Here is a 20,949-nt window from a genome sequence, read left to right as displayed (position 1 = left end):
TTCAAATCTGTTATCTTCCAGCACATAATTCCTGTGGTTTGCCTTTACTTAGCAAATTTATACAGTACCATCGCCACGCAAACGTTTACGTACCACCTTTCGGTTCTGATATAAGGATCAAATATGCAGTCTGATATCGATATTTGTCGCTCTACTCCCCTTAAAAACATCAGTGAGGTTGCCAAGCACGCTGGCCTACAAAACAATGAACACCAGCCATTAGGGCAATATAAATCGAAGGTGTCTCTCAAATCACTTGAACGCTTGTCAGAGAAACCTGACGGAAAACTGGTTGTTGTGACTGCGATTACGCCCACACCACTCGGTGAAGGTAAGACAGTAACGACCATCGGGTTAGCGCAAGGGCTTGCCAAGATTAACCAATCAGCAATGGCGTGTATTCGCCAGCCTTCAATGGGCCCTGTATTCGGTGTTAAAGGTGGTGCGGCTGGCGGTGGTTACTCTCAAGTTGCGCCTATGGACGAATTAAACCTTCACCTGACTGGCGACATTCATGCCGTAACGGCCGCTCATAACCTTGCCTCTGCAGCGATCGATGCACGTTTCTATCACGAACAACGTGAAGGCTTAGAAGCTTTTGAGGCGCGCTCTGGCTTGAAAGCCTTGGATATCGATTCCAGCAGAATTGTTTGGAGACGTGTACTCGATCATAATGACCGCGCATTACGTATGATCACTGTGGGTAAAAACGAATCTGATAAAACGATCAACGGTTATGAACGCGAAGACGGATTTGATATCTCAGCGGCCTCAGAACTTATGGCTATTTTAGCACTGGCCGATGACCTTCAAGACTTACGTCAACGTATTGGTCGCGTTGTTCTTGCCTACAATAATCAAGGTCTACCTTTAACCGCAGACGACTTTGGTGTGGCTGGTGCAATGACCGTGACGATGAAAGACTCCATTGAGCCGACATTGATGCAAACGCTCGAAGGCGTTCCAACCCTAATCCACGCCGGTCCATTCGCAAACATCGCCCATGGCAACTCTTCAATTATTGCTGATAAGATTGCGCTAAAACTGAGTGACTTTGTGGTGACTGAAGGCGGTTTTGGTTCTGATATGGGCTTCGAAAAAGCATGCAATATCAAAGCGAAAGCTTCCAATAAGAAGCCCGACTGTGCGGTAGTTGTTGCGACATTGCGTGGGTTAAAGGCGAACTCAGGTTTATATGACTTGAGACCTGGTAATCCACTACCAGATTCAATCTTCAGTGATGACCAAGATGCGCTAATTGCTGGTTTCGAAAACCTAAAATGGCACATCAACAACGTTAAGCAATATGGCGTGCCTACTGTTGTTGCCATTAACCGATTCCCACAGGATTCAGAGCAAGAACTCGCTACGTTGAAACAGATGATCACAGAATTTGATAGCAAGGTAACAGTAGAAGTCAGTGAAGCATTTGGCAAAGGCGGTGACGGCGTCACTCAACTCGCTCATGCCGTAGTCAAAGCATGCCAGAGTGACAGTGAATTTAAACCACTGTATCGAGCAGAGCAAAGCTTAGAAGAGAAACTGATGGCGGTTGCGGAAATCGGTTATGGTGCGGCGAGCATTACCCTATCCCCTCAAGCGAAACAGCAACTGGCGGAGTTTAAACAGCACGGCTTTAACGAGTTATCTGTATGCTTAGCAAAAACACCACTTTCTATTTCAACAGAAGCACAAGTCAAAGGTGCACCAAGCCAATTTGACGTTCCTGTCAGGGAGCTAAAACTGTGTGCGGGTGCCGGATTTATTTACGCTCTATGTGGCAATGTAATGACGATGCCTGGATTACCAGATAAACCAGCATTCATGTCGTTAGACATTGATAGCAATGGAAATATTGTTGGCCTTAGTTAGACACCTTTATCCAGATAAATATCGAAAAATCGAGATTTAAACGCTTCTTTTTCGGAACGAAAGTCTATATCGAGCAACCGTTTTGTTGTTGATGGGTTGCTCGATAATCAAGCTCAATTGCACAAAGTTGCAGTAAAACCACAATAATATGCAAAACTTGTCTTAAGTTCTGGGTCAAGATCACATTAAAAACCCTATAAAATATATAGTATTGCGCTGATTCTTTGAGGACAGTGATGAATACAAGTATAAAAAAACTAGTCGGCCAATTTCTGTGCACCGTATTTGCCCTAGGATTAGTCCCTGCCCTCTATATCAACTCTGAATTAGACAGAGTAGAAGCCCAGCACTCGTTAAACATTAAGCAATCTAGCCAAAACCAAATCGAATACAGCTTTCATGAGCTAGCGGTCATCGTTGAGCAGATCTCCGATTCAGTCCCTTCTATAGCTGAATCAAAAACACTTCTGCGTGCAATCAACGAACCATCGACCGTTCATACTGAAGCATTGCAAGATCTTTGGGTTATGTTGGCTCGCGGTCAGAAGTACTATTCTCAATTACGCTATCTTGATTTAGACGGGAATGAAGTCTTCAGAGTTAATTACAAGAATGGTCAAGCCAAGGTCGTACCCGCGAACGAACTTCAAGACAAATCGTCCCGTAACTATTTTGAGGTGCTCAAACAATTAAAGGTTGGCGATGTCAGTAGTAAAGGGATTGATCTAGAGGTTGAAAATGGCGAAATTGTTCGACCTTTAGTACCGGCGCTTCGCATCATGTCACCAGTAGCTGATAACAACCACATCATTGGTTACTTCATTGCTAATCTAAATATGCTTGAGATTTATAAGCGCCTTCATTATCAGATTGGTGATTCTTCTGCCGTCCCAATCATCCTTAACAAGACGGGCCACATCATTATGGGTCCAGACCCTTCTGAGTCGTTCGGCCATGTAATTGAAGCGCGTTCAGAACAAACCTACGCCAAACAGTACCCAAAACTTTGGGCAGCGATACAAGACAACACCTCTTCTAGCTATTTTGATGGTAAAAACTGGTATTTTCACGCCGATATCAGCCCGAAGATCAAACAGTTTGAAGGCCCTATCTACATGGTTCTTCACGTCGAAAATCAACAGTTTAATAGCCAATATCAACGCGAAAACCACGCCATCGTTGTACAGATCGTTACCTTAACGATTTTAATCTCAATGATCTCGGCAGGGTTTGTGCTCTGGAACAGAAACCACAAGAAAAACAGTATTGAAAGCCAGTTAGCAAAAGCCGCGATGAACGGTATGTCTGCCTTAGTAATCACCGACCGTAATAACCGCATTATCAAGGTAAACCAAGAATTTACACGCGTAAGCGGCTATGACTTAGAGGATGTTAAAGGTCGTCAACCATCGATGTTTGCGTCCGGTCGATACAATGAAGAGTTCTACATTAAAATGTGGGGCGTAATCAAAGAGAAAGGAATGTGGGAAGGTGAAGTGGTCAATCGCCGTAAAGACGGGTCGTTAATCACCGAAATACTTCGCATCCAAACCATCAAAGACGCTAAAGGTGTGATTCAGTTTTATGTCGCATCGTTTGTTGATATCAGCAAACACAAAGAGCTTGAGAACAAACTTAGAAACTTGAGTGAAAAAGATGCCCTAGCGGGATGCTGGAATCGACGTAAGTTTGATCTTGAGCTGCGTGACGAATGTTCTCGTATTAATCGTTACCCTACCCGCGAGCACTCTTGCTTAGCGATTTTGGATATCGACCACTTCAAACGAATCAACGATAGATTTGGTCATGACTATGGCGATCGAGTGATTCAGACCGTTGCTCAAGTATTGCAACGTGAGTGTCGTGAAACTGACTTCGTAGCGCGTATTGGCGGTGAAGAGTTTGGGGTTATTCTGCCTCACACCACAACAGATGAAGCTGACTACGTACTTAATAGACTGCGAATTGCGGTTAGCCTTGAGCTAGACAGTGTTGTTACCGTCAGTGCCGGTATCACCAACCTAACGAGCGATCCGGCTCTCAACTATAAATGTGCCGACTTGGCGCTATATGAAGCGAAAGCCGCGGGCCGTGATAGCGTATGTTTGTTCTTAGACACAGAGATGAGTGAAATCGCCTAGCTCCAAAGCGTCAGCTAGGCAACCTTCTTGGTTCTATAGCTATCAGTTTGGTGCAGGGTGAAACTCTAACTTATTCCCTTCAACCACTAAAATGCAATCCATCTGAGCAGCGTGAGCAGCTTGTTTACCAAGGTCCGTATCTTCAAATACCACACATTGCTTTGGCTCTAATCCCATACCAAAGCAAGCATCCAAAAACGTATCAGGGTTCGGCTTATGATTTTTGACGTCTGTAGCGGTAACAAGAATATCGAGCTTGCTAAGAATGTTCGTCTTTTCTAGAAGCTGCTCCGCACTCTTGCGCTGGCTTCCAGTACCAACTGCAATCTTTTTGCTACCTAGGTGTTCAAGCAACAAAGAGTGCGTACATGGGATAATATCTCCCTTTGCTTCAATTGCCGCAAATGAAGCCATTTTGAACGTTGACACTGCCTGGGGGTCGAGAGACAAACCGTATTTACTGTTTACTTCACCTGCTATTTTGTAGCTCGGCATACCGCCCAAACTATGCAACCAAGATGCTTCAAAATGAAAGCCGAACTCATCAGCTGTCTGCTGCCATGCCTGTACATGCGCTGGCATTGTGTCGATCAACGTACCGTCCATATCAAAGATTAATCCCTCATATGCCGTTAAATCTATTTTCATTGCTGCTACCACTCTTTAAGAAAGTTACTGATACCATAACCAATATTCAGTATCATGACGCTATATTACCGTTCAAAATGGAAGTTTATGTTACAAATATCTAACTCTGTATCCATTCAAGACTGGGAGATCCAGTTAACTGCGATCAGAGCTCAAGGTGCTGGAGGCCAAAACGTCAATAAAGTATCGAGTGCAATACACCTTCGCTTCGATATCAACCACTCCACTCTACCCGATTTCTACAAAGAAAACTTGTTAGCCTTCAAAGATAGCCGAATTACTAAAGACGGTGTGATCATCATTAAAGCGCAACAATATAGAACGCAGGAACAAAACCGAGAGGACGCGTTAATACGCCTGAAAGAACTGATTTTAGAAGCGACAAAAGTTCAGAAAGTAAGAAGAGCCACTAAGCCTACACGTAGCTCGCAAAGAAAGCGTCTAGAGAACAAAAAACAAAGAAGCAATACCAAACAACTTAGAGGAAGAGTGAGCTAGCTGCTTCATTTCCCCTTGGTGCACCCATCACCAATGAAACAACTGCTCTACTCGGTTTACGCCCACTGTCCCCTCTCTATTTCGGTTTTTTGATCGATAAAATCAGCTTAATTAACAGCAGCCGCTCTTCACTAGTGAGTAAACGACTGACCGCGGCGACATCTTCAGCCGTCGCATGAGAAGCGCCTACTATATCCAGAACAACATCCAAATCTGTCACTTTTAGCGTTCTGGTTATTGAACGATATTGAGACATCTTAATATCTGCTTCACCGCGTTCGATTCGCTGATACGTTTTCAAACTCATACCTGCACTAGCTGCGAGCTTTTCTTGTGATAAATTCGCTCGCTTCCTGCGCTCAATCAGTGCCATGATTATCGGCTCTTGTGACATAGGGCTCTCTCCACTAGACAGTTATGACCTAATTTCAGCAAGAAGCAGACCATATTGACTTGCCCATGTTTACATAAGCCATCAAAGGCATATTATTCGATCCTTAAAAAACCTTACGTTTCATAAACCTCAACGCAAAGGTCAGTGATATGTATTTAGGCGAATAAACTTGGTTTAACCAAGGATGGGAAATATTAGAAATTGCAAATTGCGAACAAGAAAGACGTCGAGTTGGAAATTGCGAATTATTACAAATTAGCGTTTCCTTGCATTAAGCAGACTTTGAATTCAAACACTACCCGTGCTGATATTATTGCAGTTCAGCACAGGCTTCTGACCTACAAAGAAGTGTTGTTACACGCAGAGATGCTTGATGATAAAGAGCTCAAACTGGCCTTTTCTGCGTTAAACCTTAATGAGAAAAGCGTGGCGAAAGGCGGTATTCTCAGTATCAATAAAGCGATTAAAGAAATGGATGAAATAATCGAAAGGTACAGTAGGAAGACCAATGTAGTGTTCACGTAACCACGGACGTCAACATAGCTATATAAACACTATCAAAAACTCAATAATACAGAATCAAAAAAGTCGACATCATCATTCGATGAAACGTCGACTTATTCAAAGTAATCAGCTTCTAGCGTTTAACTGCTTTTCTAACACCAGCGATCAAAATCAGCATACCTAGCAAACCAAATGAAACACTACCGCCGCTACTGCCAGAGCTCGATGGAGTACGCGCGTTCACATAAGCAGTGCGCTTAGCATCGGTAGAGACAAACTTAGGTGTTTCATTACCGGCTACGACACTATCAATCCAATCTTTGTAGTCATAGATTTCTGTGAATACCGATGTGACGGTAGAACTACCACCACAAGTTTCAGGGCCAAAGCTGGTAATACCGACTTGTCTGTAGTCCGAACCATCTAACCAGTAAACTGGGCCGCCAGAATCACCTTGGCACGTACCACCGTATAAACCAGTGAACACGCTGTAATCCCCTCTAAAACAAATCTGATTATCCGTTAAAGCAGAGCCATCGGAAAAAGCCGACGCGCACGTGGTATTATCTACATAGTTAAGCGGTGCTCTTTGTAAAATCGTCGTAGCATCAAAACCAGAACGAGTATCACCATGCCCTACTGCGACGAAGTCATTAGCCACACTACGGTAAGAGTCATTTGACGGTCGCTTAACCACGTCATTAACTGAATCGATATTAAGTGCACTTTCTAGCTTTAGAACGGCAACATCGTTACGCAATAAATCACTCAACGCATTTGAATAATCGCTGCGATAGTAAACTTCGGTTACACGTGCTTTTTGAATATTACCATTCGGGAATTGAGACGTATCTTCAAGCTGAGGAACAACCGTAGTAAATAACTGCCCTTCTTCATTTCCATAAATACAGTGCGCAGCAGTCAGAATATGAGTCGGATTTAAAATGGTTGCGCCACAATAAGCACCTGTCGAGTACACACCATCGTAATCAATACGATCGATGAACAAGCTGGCCATTGAAGGGAAATCGCTAACTGATGCATCGCTGCCATTAACAATATAAGGTGTCACAGTCGCGTCAGGAGAAACTTCGACCGAGTTTTCTGTCGCCATAACACTTGATGTGTAAATCAATGGTGCTAAAAGCCCTAAAACGGCTTTACGAACTGGACTCATTGTATGATTCACATTCATAGATAACTCCTTGTAACCCCTACTACTTATTTACAAAATTGGTGATTAGACACCATAACACTTACTGACCATCATTATAGTAAGTATTTGTAACGATATTGCCACATCTCTCAATTTATAGACGAATTTAACAACCTGATTTCAATTGTTCTATTCTGCCTTGTATACGTTTCAAAAAACAAAAAAGCCTACCGTTAAACATCCCTAAAAAGAGAAGCTAACAATAGGCTTTCGTTATACTTTGTGTTTTCTCTTAAAAGAGATTAGCCACGGTAGTAACGTTGAGGTACGAATGGCATTTTTTCTACTGTCATTGGTAGCTTCTTACCACGAACTTCAGCAAATACTTCTGTACCGATAGCCGCTAGATCAGTACGCACGTATGCCATTGAAACAGGTTTACCCGCGTTAGGACCGGCAGTGCCACTCGTTACCACACCTACTTTGTTTCCTTCCGCATCGAACAGTTCAGCACCTTCACGTACAGGCGCTTTAGTTTGACCCACTAGACCAACACGCTTGCGTTGAACGTCTTTAGTTGCGATTTGTTCAAGGATGATATCAGCACCTGGGAAACCGCCAGCACGCTCACCGTCAGTACGACGCACTTTTTGAATGCCCCATAGAAGGCTAGCTTCTACTGGAGTCGTTGTTGTGTCTAAGTCATGACCGTATAGGCATAGGCCACACTCAAGACGAAGTGAATCACGTGCGCCAAGGCCAATCCACTCTACTTCAGCTTCTGCCGTTAGTTTACGCGCTAGTGCTTCAGCGTAATCGTTCGGTACTGAGATTTCATAGCCATCTTCACCTGTGTAACCACTGCGGCTCACGATGCACTCTACGCCGTCGATATCGACTTTTTGAACATCCATGAACAACATGTCTGCAACGCTTGGTTGGAAACGAGCAAGAACTTCAGACGCTTTCGGGCCTTGAAGTGCTAATAGAGCGCGGTCATCAATCACTTCCATTTCTACATCTGCAGGAAGGTGAGCCGTTAGGTGGTCGATATCTTGTGTTTTACACGCCGCGTTCACAACAACAAATAGGTGATCGCCAAGGTTAGCAACCATAAGATCATCCATGATGCCGCCCTGTTCATTAGTAAAGAACGCGTAGCGCTGCTTACCAGAAGGCAGGTCGATAATATCTACTGGAACCAGAGATTCTAAAACAGCGGCTGCATTTTCACCGTGTAGACGCAGTTGCCCCATGTGAGAAACATCAAAAAGACCAGCAGCGTCACGAGTGTGTAAGTGCTCTTTCTTTACACCTAGTGGATACTGAACTGGCATGTCGTAGCCAGCAAAAGGAACCATTTTTGCACCGACTTCAACGTGAAGCGCATGCAGAGGCGTTTGTAGTAGGTCTTGATTAGCGTGTTCTTGAGTCATTTTATTCTCCATGAAGCGTTGCAGGCTTTCCAAATCGAATCTGCCGCTTATATCTCTATTTAGAGTCGCCTCTAACGATATGGGTTAACGTTAGAAACAGTAGATAGTAAAAAGTGATGTCTTCTATATGGGCTTTTATTACTAGCGATATAAAAAGAGGCTTCTGTATAAAAGCTATACGACTCACTTTCTAAGAATTCACTTCAGTAAACTTCAATCAACATGAGTAAACCGTGTTCACTATAGTAAACAAGCCTGAGTCAGTTTTACACCCTTAACAAGATTAAAACAGCTCAAAATGTGACATTTAACAATTTAAAAACAATTTTCAATCGCATACAAAAACGCGATATTGGTGCTTTTCACACCAATATCGCGTCTTTTGGCAAACGTTAGAAACAAAAGCAAACGTTTGCATTCACTATAAGAAATTCTAACTTTGTTAACTTATTTTGCAGTCACCCACAAAATCAGTGCATCTTCTGTACTAGTAGAAATCAACATATGCCCCATGTTGGCGTCGTAATACATGCTGTCACCTTCGCTCATGGGTACCGGCTCATAGAATTCTGAGTAGAACATCACATCACCAGAGATCACCATCAAGAACTCTTCACCATCGTGGCGAACCCAATCGTTATACTCTTCAAAGGTGCGTGCTCTCACTCGGCTCTTGAACGGCATCATCTTCTTATTCGAAAGTTCTGTCGCCAGCAGTTCATGCTCGTAAGTCGGAGTTGGGTGAGGTTTGCCCTGGCCTGCTTTAGTTAAGTCACGACGTCCTGTGGCAACTTTTTTTCTTGGCGGCTCAAAGAGTTGCGGCATATCGATTTGCAAACCCATAGCCAATTTCTGCATCGCTTGGAACGTCGGTGAGATTTGTTCGTTCTCGATTTTACTCAGCGTAGAGCGCGCCAAACCAGTGCGTTGGCTCGCCTCTTCTAACGTAATGCCCAGCTTGCTGCGGATATCTTTAATACGCTGGCCGAGCCTAAGTGGTTCGATATTCTGATCTAACGTCTCTTTCGCCAACGTTAAAGATGGGTACTCATCATAAATGTCTTCTGACATAGGTCCCTCATTTATTTCTTACTTCCTGTCTATTGATTTCATTGTTGCATGAAGCGCTTTGTTGATTAAAGAGCACACAGGGAAATAAAGCGTGCTCCCTGTAGCAAAACGAGAAAAACTGTTTCCTATTGGAAATTTTTGTTGAAAATTGATTTTATCGGAGCTATGTTATCGACTTGTTAGATGAAGAGATGCTACTTCAGCTTGCAGCAAGTGATAGATTTAACATTTGTAAGAGCTGTTTTTTACCCGAAATTTTTGGGAACCAATTCGTGCTGCATTGACCCTACAACGATCGCTTTGACGCTATGGTCGTATAAATAAGAAGCAACGCACTATTTATACACCTATATAACGCAAACGATACCGATGCAGAAATCAACGTAAGACCTAATGGACTATAAAAACAATCACCATTAGCTTAATGAAAGGTCTCGACAATGAACGCTTATCAAAACCATAGCTTAGACAGTTTTTTCTCTACGAACCTATCTGCGACTGACGACGCAGTATTTGCTGGAATCCAAGCAGAGAACACTCGTCAAAACGAACAAATCGAACTTATTGCTTCTGAGAACATCGTTTCTAAAGCAGTAATGCAAGCTCAAGGCACTTGCCTTACCAACAAATACGCAGAAGGCTACCCAGGTCGTCGTTACTACGGTGGTTGTGAGCACGTAGATACAGTAGAAGCTATTGCGATTGAACGTGCTAAACAGCTATTCAAGTGTGAATACGCGAACGTACAACCTCACTCAGGTGCTCAAGCGAACGGCGCAGTTAAACTTGCCCTACTTCAACCTGGCGACACTATCCTAGGTATGTCTCTTGACGCTGGTGGTCACCTTACGCACGGTGCACGCCCTGCGCTTTCAGGCAAATGGTTCAACGCAGTTCAATACGGCGTAGACCGCGACACTCTTGAAATCGATTACGAAGCGGTACGCGCTCTTGCTATCGAATGCCAACCTAAAATGATTATTGCAGGTGGTAGTGCTATCCCACGCGTTATCGATTTCGCTAAATTCCGCGAAATCGCTGACGAAGTTGGCGCTATCCTAATGGTAGATATGGCACACATCGCGGGTCTTATCGCGACAGGTGCACACCCTAGCCCACTGCCACACGCACACGTTGTAACGACAACGACACACAAAACACTTCGTGGCCCACGCGGCGGTATGATTCTGACCAACCACGAAGACATCAATAAAAAGATCAACTCTGCAGTATTCCCAGGCCTACAAGGCGGCCCACTAATGCACGTAATTGCGGCTAAAGCTGTCGCATTTGGCGAAGCACTTGGCCCAGAATTTAATACTTATATTAATTCAGTGATCGATAACGCAAAAGTTCTTGCTGAAGTGTTGCAAACTCGCGGTTGTGACATTGTGACTGGCGGAACGGACACGCACCTAATGCTGGTTGACCTTCGTCCTAAGGGCTTGAAAGGTAACGTAACTGAAGAAGCATTAGAGCGTGCTGGGATCACATGTAACAAAAATGGCATACCATTCGACTCAGAGAAGCCTATGATTACTTCGGGTATTCGTTTAGGTACGCCAGCTGGAACCAGTCGTGGTTTTGGCACTGAAGAATTCAAACTTATCGGTGAATGGATCGGTGATGTTCTTGATGGCTTAGTTGAAAGCCCTGAAGGCAACGCTGAAGTTGAGCAACGTGTTCGCAAGCAAGTTAAAGAGCTTTGCAAACGCTTCCCTCTTTACCGTTAATCCGTTTTTAAGATTTAAATTAAAACCTCATAAATTTTTGGAGAATAAGCAATGGACAATACACTTAAGTTTGCAGACAGCCACGAGTGGGTAAAAGACAACGGTGACGGTACTGTAACTATCGGTATTTCTGAGCACGCTCAAGAGATGCTAGGTGACGTTGTGTTTGTTGACCTGCCTGAAACTGAAGACGAAATTGAAGCTGGCGAAAGCTTCTCTCTAGTTGAGTCAGTTAAAGCTGCTTCTGATATCTACGCGCCAATCTCTGGTGAAATCGTAGAAATCAACGAAGAACTAGAAGATAGCCCAGAGCTAATCAACGAAGAACCTTATGAAGGTGGTTGGATTGTTAAAGTGAAGATGTCTGATGCGTCTGAACTAGACAACCTTAAAGATGCGGAAGAATACCTAAGCTCTATCGAAGAAGACTAATAGGTAACCTCATTACGATAAAGCTGCTCTTGTGAGCAGCTTAATTTTAGGGGCTAGCTCACGGCTCCAGAGAGAAAGTAGAACGATATCATGACTGAATTACTTCAAAGCCAATTACTGAAAGACTTGGGTACACAAAACGAGTTTGTTGCTCGTCATAACGGCCCAAATAAAGCAGACCAGCAAAAAATGCTTGAAGCGATCAACGCGACTAGCCTAGACGCACTGATCGACGAAACGGTTCCTGCACAAATCCGTCTTGAAAAACCAATGACACTTGCTGCGCCACTGAGCGAAATGGACATGCTGACCTCTCTTAAAGAGATCGCTAACCTAAACCAAGTGAAACGTACTTTCATTGGCCAAGGCTACTACAACACATTCACTCCAAACGTTATTCTACGTAACGTTTTAGAGAACCCAGGCTGGTACACAGCTTACACACCATACCAACCAGAGATTTCTCAAGGTCGACTTGAGTCTCTGCTTAACTACCAACAAATGGTAATGGACCTTACAGGTATGGAAATCGCGAACGCGTCTCTTCTTGACGAAGCGACAGCGGCTGGCGAAGCAATGACACTGTGTAAGCGTGCTGGTAAAAGCAAGAGCAAAGTATTCTTCGTTGCTGACGATGTTCACCCTCAAACACTAGAAGTTGTTAAAACTCGTGCTGAGTACATCGGTTTTGAAGTAATGGTTGGCGCTCTTGAAACACTTCCAGAGCAAGACGTATTTGGTGCTTTAGTTCAATACCCTGGCACAACAGGCGAAGTTCGTGATCTAACAGACATCATTGCGAAAGCTCAAGCTAACAAAACACTAGTTACAGTGGCTACTGACCTACTTGCTTCTGCTCTACTTAAGCCTGCGGGCGAAATGGGCGCAGACGTAGTTATCGGCAGCGCACAACGTTTCGGTGTTCCTATGGGTTACGGCGGTCCACACGCTGCATTCATGGGGACTCGTGAAAAGCATAAGCGTACAATGCCAGGTCGTGTAATCGGTGTTTCTATCGATACTCACGGTAACCAAGCGCTACGTATGGCGATGCAAACTCGTGAGCAACACATCCGCCGCGAAAAAGCGACATCGAACATCTGTACAGCTCAAGCACTTCTAGCAAACATGGCGTCTTTCTACGCGGTTTACCACGGTGCAGAAGGCCTACGTACTATCGCTCGTCGTACACACCACATGACAGCTATCCTAGCAGCTGGCCTGACTAAAGCAGGTTACGAGCTAACGAATAACAGCTTCTTCGATACCATCACAATCAATTCAGAAGATAAGACAGATGCACTGTACGCGAAAGCGCAAGCAGCAGACATCAACCTTCGCCTTCTTAAAGGTAAGATCGGTATTAGCTTAGATGAAACAACAACGATCGACGACGTGAACGCATTGTTCGCTATCTTCGACGTGAAAGAGGACGTTCAAGCACTTTCTTCTGACATTGCATCAAACGAGTTTGCAGCAATTCCAGAAAACTGCCGTCGTGAATCTGAGTTCCTAACTCACCCAGTATTCAACACGCACCACAGCGAAACGCAAATGATGCGTTACCTAAAACAGCTTGAGAACAAAGACTTCTCACTAACGCACGGCATGATCCCACTGGGCAGCTGTACGATGAAGCTGAACGCTGCCGCTGAGATGATCCCAGTAACATGGCCTGAGTTTGGTTCAATTCACCCATTCGCACCTCTAGAGCAAGCGGCTGGTTACACTGCACTAGCGAAAGATCTTAAAGAGAAGCTATGCGAAATCACCGGTTACGACGATTTCTCACTACAGCCTAACTCTGGTGCATCTGGCGAATACGCAGGTCTAATCGCGATTCAACGTTACCATGCAAGCCGCGGTGAAGCTCACCGTAACGTTTGTCTGATCCCAAGCTCTGCGCACGGTACTAACCCTGCAACAGCATCAATGGTTTCAATGAAGGTAGTAGTTGTTAAGTGTGATGAAGATGGCAACATCGACATGACAGACTTAGCTGCGAAAATCGAGAAGCACAAAGAAAACCTATCAAGCATCATGATCACTTACCCTTCTACGCACGGCGTATACGAAGAGCAAGTGAAAGAAGTGTGTGAACAAGTACACGCAGCGGGCGGTCAGGTTTACCTAGACGGCGCGAACATGAACGCTCAAGTAGGCCTAACTTCGCCTGGCTTCATCGGTTCAGACGTATCTCACTTGAACCTACACAAAACATTCTGTATCCCACACGGTGGTGGTGGTCCGGGTATGGGTCCTATCGGCGTTAAATCGCACCTAGCACCTTTCCTACCAGGTCACATCGAAAACGGTGTACAAGGTTCTGACTACGCGGTATCAGCTGCAGATCTAGGTAGTGCTTCAATTCTACCTATCTCTTGGGCTTACATCGCAATGATGGGCGAACCTGGCCTAACAGACGCAACGAAAGTAGCGATTCTGAACGCGAACTACGTGATGGAAAAACTACGTCCTCACTACCCTGTTCTTTACCGTGGTACTAACGGCCGCGTAGCGCACGAATGTATTATCGATATTCGTCCACTTAAAGAAGATACAGGCATCAGCGAAGAAGATATTGCTAAGCGTCTAATGGACTTCGGTTTCCACGCGCCTACGATGTCTTTCCCAGTAGCTGGCACACTCATGGTAGAGCCAACTGAATCAGAAGATTTAGAAGAGCTAGACCGTTTCTGTGAAGCGATGATCGCAATCCGCCACGAAATGGCAGCAGTGAAAAACGGTGAATGGCCACTAGACAACAACCCTCTAGTGAACGCACCACACACACAAGTTGACCTAGCTGGCGCAGAATGGGATCGCCCTTACTCTCGTGAACTTGGTTGTTTCCCATCGAAAGCAACGAAGAACTCGAAGTACTGGCCTACAGTTAACCGTGTAGACAACGTATACGGCGACCGTAACCTAATCTGTTCTTGCCCAAGCATCGACAACTACGAAGACTAATTCGTAGCGGCGCTTAGCAGCAAAACGTAACAAAAGGCGAACCAAACGGTTCGCCTTTTTGTTGTCTGAAATTTGAGTCCAACAAATGCATTGACCTTAACGTAAGGGAAAGGTTTAAGGTGATATGACATTCACGACAAATTAGGAATCAATTATGGGATGTTGTAACAAAGCGCCAAAAGGTGGTGCTCCTCTTGGCTTGCTTCTAAAAGTCACGCTTGGGATTGGGCTTTTGGTGTTTCTGCCGGCTTTGTGGCAGTAAGTTCAAAACAAAGAAGTGATTGTATGGACGAAATAGAAAGCGCCAAGTTGATTTTGGCGCCATAGTCGTTTGTTATGTTTCTCGTTCGAGTTCTTCATGAAATCTGCGCCATAGGGGTTTGAGTTGCCGCTTAATAGTTTTACTCTGCATCGTTTTTGCAGCCCTTAAACCATATGTAACAAAATTTCGACCACCTAGGTGGGTATAACGACTGTATAATTTACGTTTATATAAATCTTTCTCAGGTAAGCCTTTAGTCAAACGAACAGCGTTATATTTATCCATTGTTCTTTTAGCTAAACGAATTCCACATTTCATTTTTTCTGAGTATCTAGCCAACGACGAAGAGCGAATATAAGCATTTTCACCATCAAACATAAAACCTAGGTATTGAAGCATTTGGTCTGCTACTAAAACGTCATTTTGATATTTGAATGTTCTTAATTCTGTTTTCTTTGTGTTAATAGTTACTTCTAAACTTTTGACGCGCTCTTGAGCAAAACCAGCTACTTTATCTCTGAGCGGTGCTGGAACAATAAATAGCATATCATCGCAGTAACGATAATATTTACCACCATGTATATCCATGTACTTTTTCATTTCAGCATCAAATTCAAACATGTATATATTTGATAGCAAAGCACTAATTGGTGAGCCCTGAGGGACACCGAACGAGTTTTTATTTGGTTTTATAAGTTTCTTTTTCCTAACAACATCTCGAAACTCCTGAGCTGTACAAACCCGAGTTCGTCCATTTTTAGGGTTGTTTGGTGAAATACCAAATTCCTTATATAGATCAACTTTATTTACTTGTGAGAACTTAGTGATTGATTTGAATACATTAAAGTGATCTGGTGGTAGTTTTTCTTCACCGAGTAAATTAGCCCAACTTTGTTTCAAAAGAGAATGATCTAGAGTGTCAAAAAATTTAGAAAAGTCTAACGCTACTGCGCTACATTCACCCATTTTTTTAATTTGCTCGAATGCCTCGAAAGCAAAATCAATATTACTTTTTCCTAAACCACGAAAAGCAAGGATGCAATCTGATAACCCTGCGCTTTTTAATCTAGATTCGTACTTTCTACTTAATAGATTGGCATAGTAAGCATAGATGTGGCTATCCACATGTGCTGAGTAAGCAATTGGACGCTCTTTAACTGCAATATCAATTTTCCGCGTTTTTTTGTCTTTACTTATTTTTTTTGATTCAACAGCATAGTTGATTAAAGGAAAGAACGCGTGTTTTGACACAAGGTCAGGATTCGTTACAAGGTTACGAGCTTTTTTTAAGCTGATTGGTAAATCGAAATGTAGATAACCACGACTTCGATACCAAAGAGGTATATTTGATGACATTTAGATTCTCTAGCAAAACCGAGGCAGACTTAGAACTGCGGCAATTCCTTACGCCTTACCTCGGCTTAACCAAGTTGTTAAAACAACCATCCACGAGCCCGTAGGCTCTAGCCGCGTCATGTTAGAAATGGATTATACTGTAACTATAACCGTGGAGGTATCTATGAAGACCCTATTCCAGTTCCTGCTGTCTATCTGCTCAGCTTGCCTTGTGGGCATACCGATTGGACTTGACAGCCTGTTAAGCTCCTTTTGATCAACGACTTATTTGCCCCTATCAAAAGCAAGTTCATATTACGCCTATAGGAAACAGAATGCAATACAGCCAATGGAAACATAACGCCCAATTAAGGTGTGAAGCACGCTACCACGATACTCACTTTGACCACCGTAATTACTGAAACTAACTCAAACCCAAGTGCCAAGCGTACTGAATCACTCTTAAATTTTTTGTTAGGCATTACTTACTTGGGGTAGTTATGTATTGAACTTCCCAGCCTAAACTTTTACATGACTCGACAATTTGAGTTGGTTGAACCTCATCTTCATATTGCAGGGCTTTCGAGAGCTGCCCATCTATTTCTCGATCTGCTAGGAGTACAAGTTTAGAGCAAAACATATCGTATCTTTTCCTGACGAGGTATCGCCCAAAACTGCACTTACTATAAATTTTCTCTGTTGTTTCCACCCCAAATGAACTTCTAGTAGCAAGTGCCATTAATTGATATACCCCGAAGAGAAATGCTGAAACCACCCCAAGAACTCCAAAATAAACGGAAAGATTTCCCGTAGAAATCGTAAATATTGAGGAAATGAAAACGATCATTAATACAATTTTGTATAGTGGCAAGGTTGTAGTAGCTAGGGCATGCATCCAAGTATAATCTTTGATTTTTATTTCCGTCGAAAACCTCATTAACTTAGCATGCTCATTTCCTGTCAACTTATTTGGTCGATTAAGAAGAATAACTTTGGATTTGTCTTTCAGAAAGTCGTTTAAGGTGATTTCTCTTACATCATGAGACTCTTCATTGTTGTCACTTTTTACCGCTTCAAGAATTTTATTGTTACTGGTAGCAATAGCGACATGGCTCCATTCGCCACCAGTCCCCAACCTAATAACCTTACTTACGAATCCACTAGATTGAGTTGCTAATATATCTCCAGCTTTCATTACTTCTCACTTTCAGTTATTTAGACATAGTTGCTTGTAATGCTTAACGCCGCGTTAAGTAGTGAGCAACACAACCACGAAACCTAACCATGCCACCGTAAACACTATACTTGATTCAAACTAAAAATGCCGAGCGTTGCGAATCTGTCTTAAACGCTTTGTTATACATTATTTCGACCGCATATCTAAATGGTATCTAAAGAAGTCTAGTGGTTTTATCAGTACAAATGACCAAGCTAAAAGAGCAACTGCGGTGACTTGCGTATATGGAGGAGTTATCCCAGAGAAGTAAGCTGGAAATAGACCTATTAACCCTAAAGGCATAAGAAAAGTACCTAAATATGGCTTTATTTGAGCATTATAGCCCAACAATCGCTCCGCAATAACAATAAAAAATACAACCACAACACCTATGATAATACCTAGAAAAAATGCTGCTATGTAGCCCCAAACCAACCCTAGATTTTGGACGAAATATTCTCCAAATTCTGCAATTAACGAGCAAATAATGGCAGGTATAAAAATCTTCGTAGATAAGTCATCTACTGCTTTCGCATATGTACTACCAAAGGTTTCCACGAATCAAAAATCTCCATAATGTATAACGCCCAATTAAGTTGTGAGCAACGCTGTCACCTTACCCGAACACTTCACCTTAATCACTAAACTAACTGAAACCGACAGTGCCGAGCGTTGCCAATCAGCTTGAATTGCTTGTTATATGCGTACTCATTTAGACCACTGAAATTACAACGCGCTCGTTGTCCGCTGTATCTTCCACTTCCAGTAAAGTTCCTTCCGTCTTAGCATCCTTTAACGCATTTACTAAGGCTTCTAGTTGCTCACCATTTTCGTCGAATTTAGATGATATGTTCTGAGGTATGATATTCGCTACGACTTTGGCCAAACCAAGGGGAATAGACAAGCTGTCTTGCAACTCACCTGAATCACAAGAATAGGTATCGATTTTTAGTTTTCGCATACTAGACCTCTCACCGACTATATGAATCAACTAGAATACGTTACCTTTGAAATATATCTGTGAGCGAGATTAAGGGTTTGAAAGCCTTGAGCATATAACGCCGCATTAAGTGGTGAGCAACGCTACCACCTTACCTAAACCATTGTGCCGTAAACACTAAAGTTGAATCAAACCGAAAATGCCAAGCGTTGGAAATCCGTCTTAAACGCTTTGTTATATGCTTTATGAGCACAACTCTTTATCATTCGCGAACTTCGTCGCAGCATAGGTAACAGCATCAGACCAACGTGAAGCAATAAGCGCAGGACTCGTACTCAATACAGCAATGAACCACATGAAATTTAGAGGATAGCTGTCATAAAGAAACCAAGAGTAGACTATACCCATTCCCCCCCATATGATTGAAACTTTGGCATAATAACCTGCGGCTTTTTTATGAACCATTTCGATAACTTCCAAACGCTTTTGACGCTCACCTTCTAGTGAAATTGATTTAGCTTCTTGGATAATTTCAGAGTTCTTTTTGTTCTGCCAGATTAGATTGAGACCTACTAAGCAAGAGAGTGAAAATAGGCTTTTTGTCATAGAATCGGTTAAGTTACCATTACTAGCAAAAACTAACCCAGCCAGAAGTATTGACCCTAAGAACATTAGAAATGTTTTCACTAATGAATCTCGCATCAACTTCTTGTAAGATTTAAGAGCATCACCATTAAGTAGTTTTTCTAGCTGTTTCTGAGCTAAATAGGCCCCTAATATTATAAAAAATGGCATACAATATGAAACTACTTGAACCCAGGTTTCATCAAAAAAATCCATTTATTTTCTCCCTTCTCATGCTGGAACATATCGCCGCATTAAGTGGTGAACAACGCGACCACCCAAGCCCAAACCTTGCCACATTTAGCACTGAAGCCGACCTGAACTGAAATTGCCAAGCGTTGAGAATGATCTTCACCCGATAAAATGGACACCCTATTATCTTTAACCCGTCGCTACTTCATATTCATGCGGGGTTCGATATCCAAGACTTGAGTGCAGTCTATAACGGTTATAAAAATGCTGGATATAACCGGCAAGTTTATCTCTAAGCTGCTTCTCACTTTTAAAACTATTTTTCCTAATTATGTCGCCTTTGAGCGTATGGAAGAACGACTCCACCTCCGCATTATCAGTGCAATGACCTGGACGATTCATACTTGGGACCATTCCATTTTTTGATAATAAAGCTTGAACTTCATGAGCTCGATATTCAGAGCCTCTATCGGTATGAAACAATAAGCGCTCTTGTGGCTTTCGATTTCTAATTGCCATTCTCAACGAACTCATCGTTAGCTGTGTACTCTTCTTACTACCAAGCGACCAACCGACGATTTTACGCGAGTAAAGATCGATAACGACCGCTAGATACATCCAACGTTTACCTTGCTTTATATACGTTAGATCTCCAGACCATTGTTGATTAACTGCCGTTGGTTTTGGTGTGTCTTTTTTAATATTCTTAATCGATTGATAGAACCGATGTAGCTTGGCCATTTTCATGTAAATGCGATAACTTCGCGCTCTTAGCCCTTGCTCTCTCATGATCCGAGCCACACGCTTGCGGCTAACCAAAACTCCTTGGCGCCTCAGCTCTGCATGAACTCGTGGACTACCGTAAGTCTCTCGACTCTGGGTAAACACTTTAATTATCCGCTTCTTCAAAACCTGCTCTTCTTGAGCGTAGCAGCTTGGCTCTCTATCAAGCCATGCGTAGTAACCCGACTTAGAAACAGATAGAAAGCGACACATCAATACAATGGAATAACGCGTTTTGTAATGGGCTATGAATCGGAATTTTGTCGATTTTCTTGGGCAACGAATCGTTGCCACTTTTTTAGCAAGTCATTCTCGAGCTTAAGTTGTTCGTTCTGACGTTCAAGCTCTGCAATCCGACTAGACTCAGTTTTCTGACTCGGGATCTTAGTCCTTTTCTTACGTTTATCTTCCAAAATAACCCCTTCTCTATAGTCCTTTCGCCATTTAGAAAGCATATAAGGATGGATATCCAATGATAGCGCCACGCTTTTAACTGTAGCTCCTTCTCGAAGCGAAAGTCGGACGGCAGTTACCTTAAATTCCGTGAGATATTGTTGAGTTTTTTTACCTGATTTATAAGCTGGCATAAACACCTCCAATTACAATTGAAGGTGTCCACTAGATCGGGTCAACTACAGAATGATCTGCTCCAGTAAGACTGGACACCGCATTAAGCGACATATTGTTTTTCAAAGTTAACTGGGCTTAGATACCCAAGAGCACTGTGCCTTCTTGTTCGATT

The 20,949-nt window shown here is 43.0% G+C and carries 18 protein-coding genes; 7 read left to right on the top strand and 11 right to left on the bottom strand.

Annotation, left to right across the window (positions count from 1 at the left end):
* The first annotated feature begins 123 nt into the window (after positions 1 to 123).
* Together F0251_RS22560 and F0251_RS22555 are read left to right on the top strand one after the other, a co-directional pair.
* Positions 124 to 1,872 carry a formate--tetrahydrofolate ligase gene (locus F0251_RS22560; protein WP_171731866.1) on the top strand — a complete coding sequence of 583 codons (1,749 nt, stop codon included), beginning with the start codon at positions 124 to 126 and terminating at the stop codon, positions 1,870 to 1,872.
* Between the two features lie 236 nt (positions 1,873 to 2,108).
* Positions 2,109 to 4,013, top strand: coding sequence for a diguanylate cyclase (locus F0251_RS22555; protein ID WP_171731865.1), 1,905 nt, complete (start codon positions 2,109 to 2,111; stop codon positions 4,011 to 4,013).
* A gap of 42 nt (positions 4,014 to 4,055) precedes the next feature.
* Here the strand turns inward: F0251_RS22555 and F0251_RS22550 are convergent, their stop codons facing one another.
* Positions 4,056 to 4,661, bottom strand: coding sequence for a beta-phosphoglucomutase family hydrolase (locus F0251_RS22550; protein WP_171731864.1), 606 nt, complete (start codon positions 4,659 to 4,661; stop codon positions 4,056 to 4,058).
* Positions 4,662 to 4,748: 87 nt separating this feature from the next.
* Between F0251_RS22550 and arfB the strand changes: the two genes are divergently transcribed.
* Positions 4,749 to 5,159 (top strand): alternative ribosome rescue aminoacyl-tRNA hydrolase ArfB, encoded by a 411-nt coding sequence (arfB, locus tag F0251_RS22545; protein ID WP_171731863.1) that lies wholly within the window; start codon positions 4,749 to 4,751, stop codon positions 5,157 to 5,159.
* Positions 5,160 to 5,235: 76 nt separating this feature from the next.
* Here the strand turns inward: arfB and F0251_RS22540 are convergent, their stop codons facing one another.
* Positions 5,236 to 5,553 (bottom strand): helix-turn-helix transcriptional regulator, encoded by a 318-nt coding sequence (locus F0251_RS22540; protein ID WP_008216956.1) that lies wholly within the window; start codon positions 5,551 to 5,553, stop codon positions 5,236 to 5,238.
* 201 nt (positions 5,554 to 5,754) lie between these two features.
* Here F0251_RS22540 and F0251_RS22535 point away from each other — a divergent pair, with 201 nt between their 5' ends.
* Positions 5,755 to 6,078, top strand: a complete 324-nt coding sequence (locus F0251_RS22535) for a hypothetical protein (protein ID WP_061030994.1) — start codon at positions 5,755 to 5,757, stop codon at positions 6,076 to 6,078.
* A 112-nt stretch (positions 6,079 to 6,190) separates the two neighbouring features.
* Here the strand turns inward: F0251_RS22535 and F0251_RS22530 are convergent, their stop codons facing one another.
* The 3 genes from F0251_RS22530 to F0251_RS22520 all read right to left on the bottom strand — a co-directional run bounded on the left by F0251_RS22530 (position 6,191) and on the right by F0251_RS22520 (position 9,720).
* Positions 6,191 to 7,252: a trypsin-like serine protease gene (locus F0251_RS22530; protein ID WP_105058161.1), complete on the bottom strand. Its 1,062-nt coding sequence runs from the start codon at positions 7,250 to 7,252 to the stop codon at positions 6,191 to 6,193.
* Between the two features lie 263 nt (positions 7,253 to 7,515).
* Positions 7,516 to 8,649 (bottom strand): glycine cleavage system aminomethyltransferase GcvT, encoded by a 1,134-nt coding sequence (gene gcvT, locus F0251_RS22525; RefSeq protein WP_105058160.1) that lies wholly within the window; start codon positions 8,647 to 8,649, stop codon positions 7,516 to 7,518.
* A 447-nt stretch (positions 8,650 to 9,096) separates the two neighbouring features.
* A complete protein-coding gene (locus tag F0251_RS22520) occupies positions 9,097 to 9,720 on the bottom strand; it encodes a helix-turn-helix domain-containing protein (RefSeq protein WP_017059847.1) in 624 nt (207 codons plus the stop codon).
* 440 nt (positions 9,721 to 10,160) lie between these two features.
* On the opposite strand from F0251_RS22520, the gene F0251_RS22515 reads away from it, so the two are divergent.
* The 3 genes from F0251_RS22515 to gcvP all read left to right on the top strand — a co-directional run bounded on the left by F0251_RS22515 (position 10,161) and on the right by gcvP (position 14,855).
* Positions 10,161 to 11,453, top strand: a complete 1,293-nt coding sequence (locus tag F0251_RS22515) for a serine hydroxymethyltransferase (RefSeq protein ID WP_008216961.1) — start codon at positions 10,161 to 10,163, stop codon at positions 11,451 to 11,453.
* 51 nt (positions 11,454 to 11,504) lie between these two features.
* On the top strand, positions 11,505 to 11,885 hold the full coding sequence (gene gcvH, locus F0251_RS22510) for a glycine cleavage system protein GcvH (RefSeq protein WP_008216962.1): 381 nt from the start codon (positions 11,505 to 11,507) through the stop codon (positions 11,883 to 11,885).
* 90 nt (positions 11,886 to 11,975) lie between these two features.
* Positions 11,976 to 14,855 (top strand): aminomethyl-transferring glycine dehydrogenase, encoded by a 2,880-nt coding sequence (gene gcvP / locus F0251_RS22505; RefSeq protein ID WP_105058159.1) that lies wholly within the window; start codon positions 11,976 to 11,978, stop codon positions 14,853 to 14,855.
* Between the two features lie 334 nt (positions 14,856 to 15,189).
* Here the strand turns inward: gcvP and drt2 are convergent, their stop codons facing one another.
* From drt2 to F0251_RS22475, 6 genes are all read right to left on the bottom strand, one after another.
* Complete coding sequence (gene drt2 / locus F0251_RS22500) at positions 15,190 to 16,473, bottom strand: antiviral reverse transcriptase Drt2 (protein ID WP_105058158.1); 1,284 nt, start codon at positions 16,471 to 16,473, stop codon at positions 15,190 to 15,192.
* A 460-nt stretch (positions 16,474 to 16,933) separates the two neighbouring features.
* Positions 16,934 to 17,647, bottom strand: coding sequence for a hypothetical protein (locus tag F0251_RS22495; RefSeq protein WP_105058157.1), 714 nt, complete (start codon positions 17,645 to 17,647; stop codon positions 16,934 to 16,936).
* 168 nt (positions 17,648 to 17,815) lie between these two features.
* Positions 17,816 to 18,226 carry a hypothetical protein gene (locus F0251_RS22490; RefSeq protein WP_019820679.1) on the bottom strand — a complete coding sequence of 137 codons (411 nt, stop codon included), beginning with the start codon at positions 18,224 to 18,226 and terminating at the stop codon, positions 17,816 to 17,818.
* 154 nt (positions 18,227 to 18,380) lie between these two features.
* Positions 18,381 to 18,629: a hypothetical protein gene (locus F0251_RS22485; protein ID WP_105058156.1), complete on the bottom strand. Its 249-nt coding sequence runs from the start codon at positions 18,627 to 18,629 to the stop codon at positions 18,381 to 18,383.
* A 222-nt stretch (positions 18,630 to 18,851) separates the two neighbouring features.
* Positions 18,852 to 19,448 (bottom strand): hypothetical protein, encoded by a 597-nt coding sequence (locus tag F0251_RS22480; RefSeq protein WP_171731862.1) that lies wholly within the window; start codon positions 19,446 to 19,448, stop codon positions 18,852 to 18,854.
* 165 nt (positions 19,449 to 19,613) lie between these two features.
* A protein-coding gene (locus F0251_RS22475; protein ID WP_171731861.1) for an IS3 family transposase occupies positions 19,614 to 20,794 on the bottom strand; the annotation gives its coding sequence in 2 pieces (ribosomal slippage) (positions 19,614 to 20,509 and positions 20,509 to 20,794; 1,182 coding nt in all).
* Between the last annotated feature and the right edge of the window lie 155 nt (positions 20,795 to 20,949).

Origin of the sequence: Vibrio sp. 070316B (assembly GCF_013114115.1) — a bacterium.
GTDB lineage: Bacteria > Pseudomonadota > Gammaproteobacteria > Enterobacterales > Vibrionaceae > Vibrio > Vibrio chagasii_B.
The sequence above is the reverse complement of the archived record's forward strand: the minus strand, read 5'-3'. Positions and strand labels throughout refer to the sequence as shown.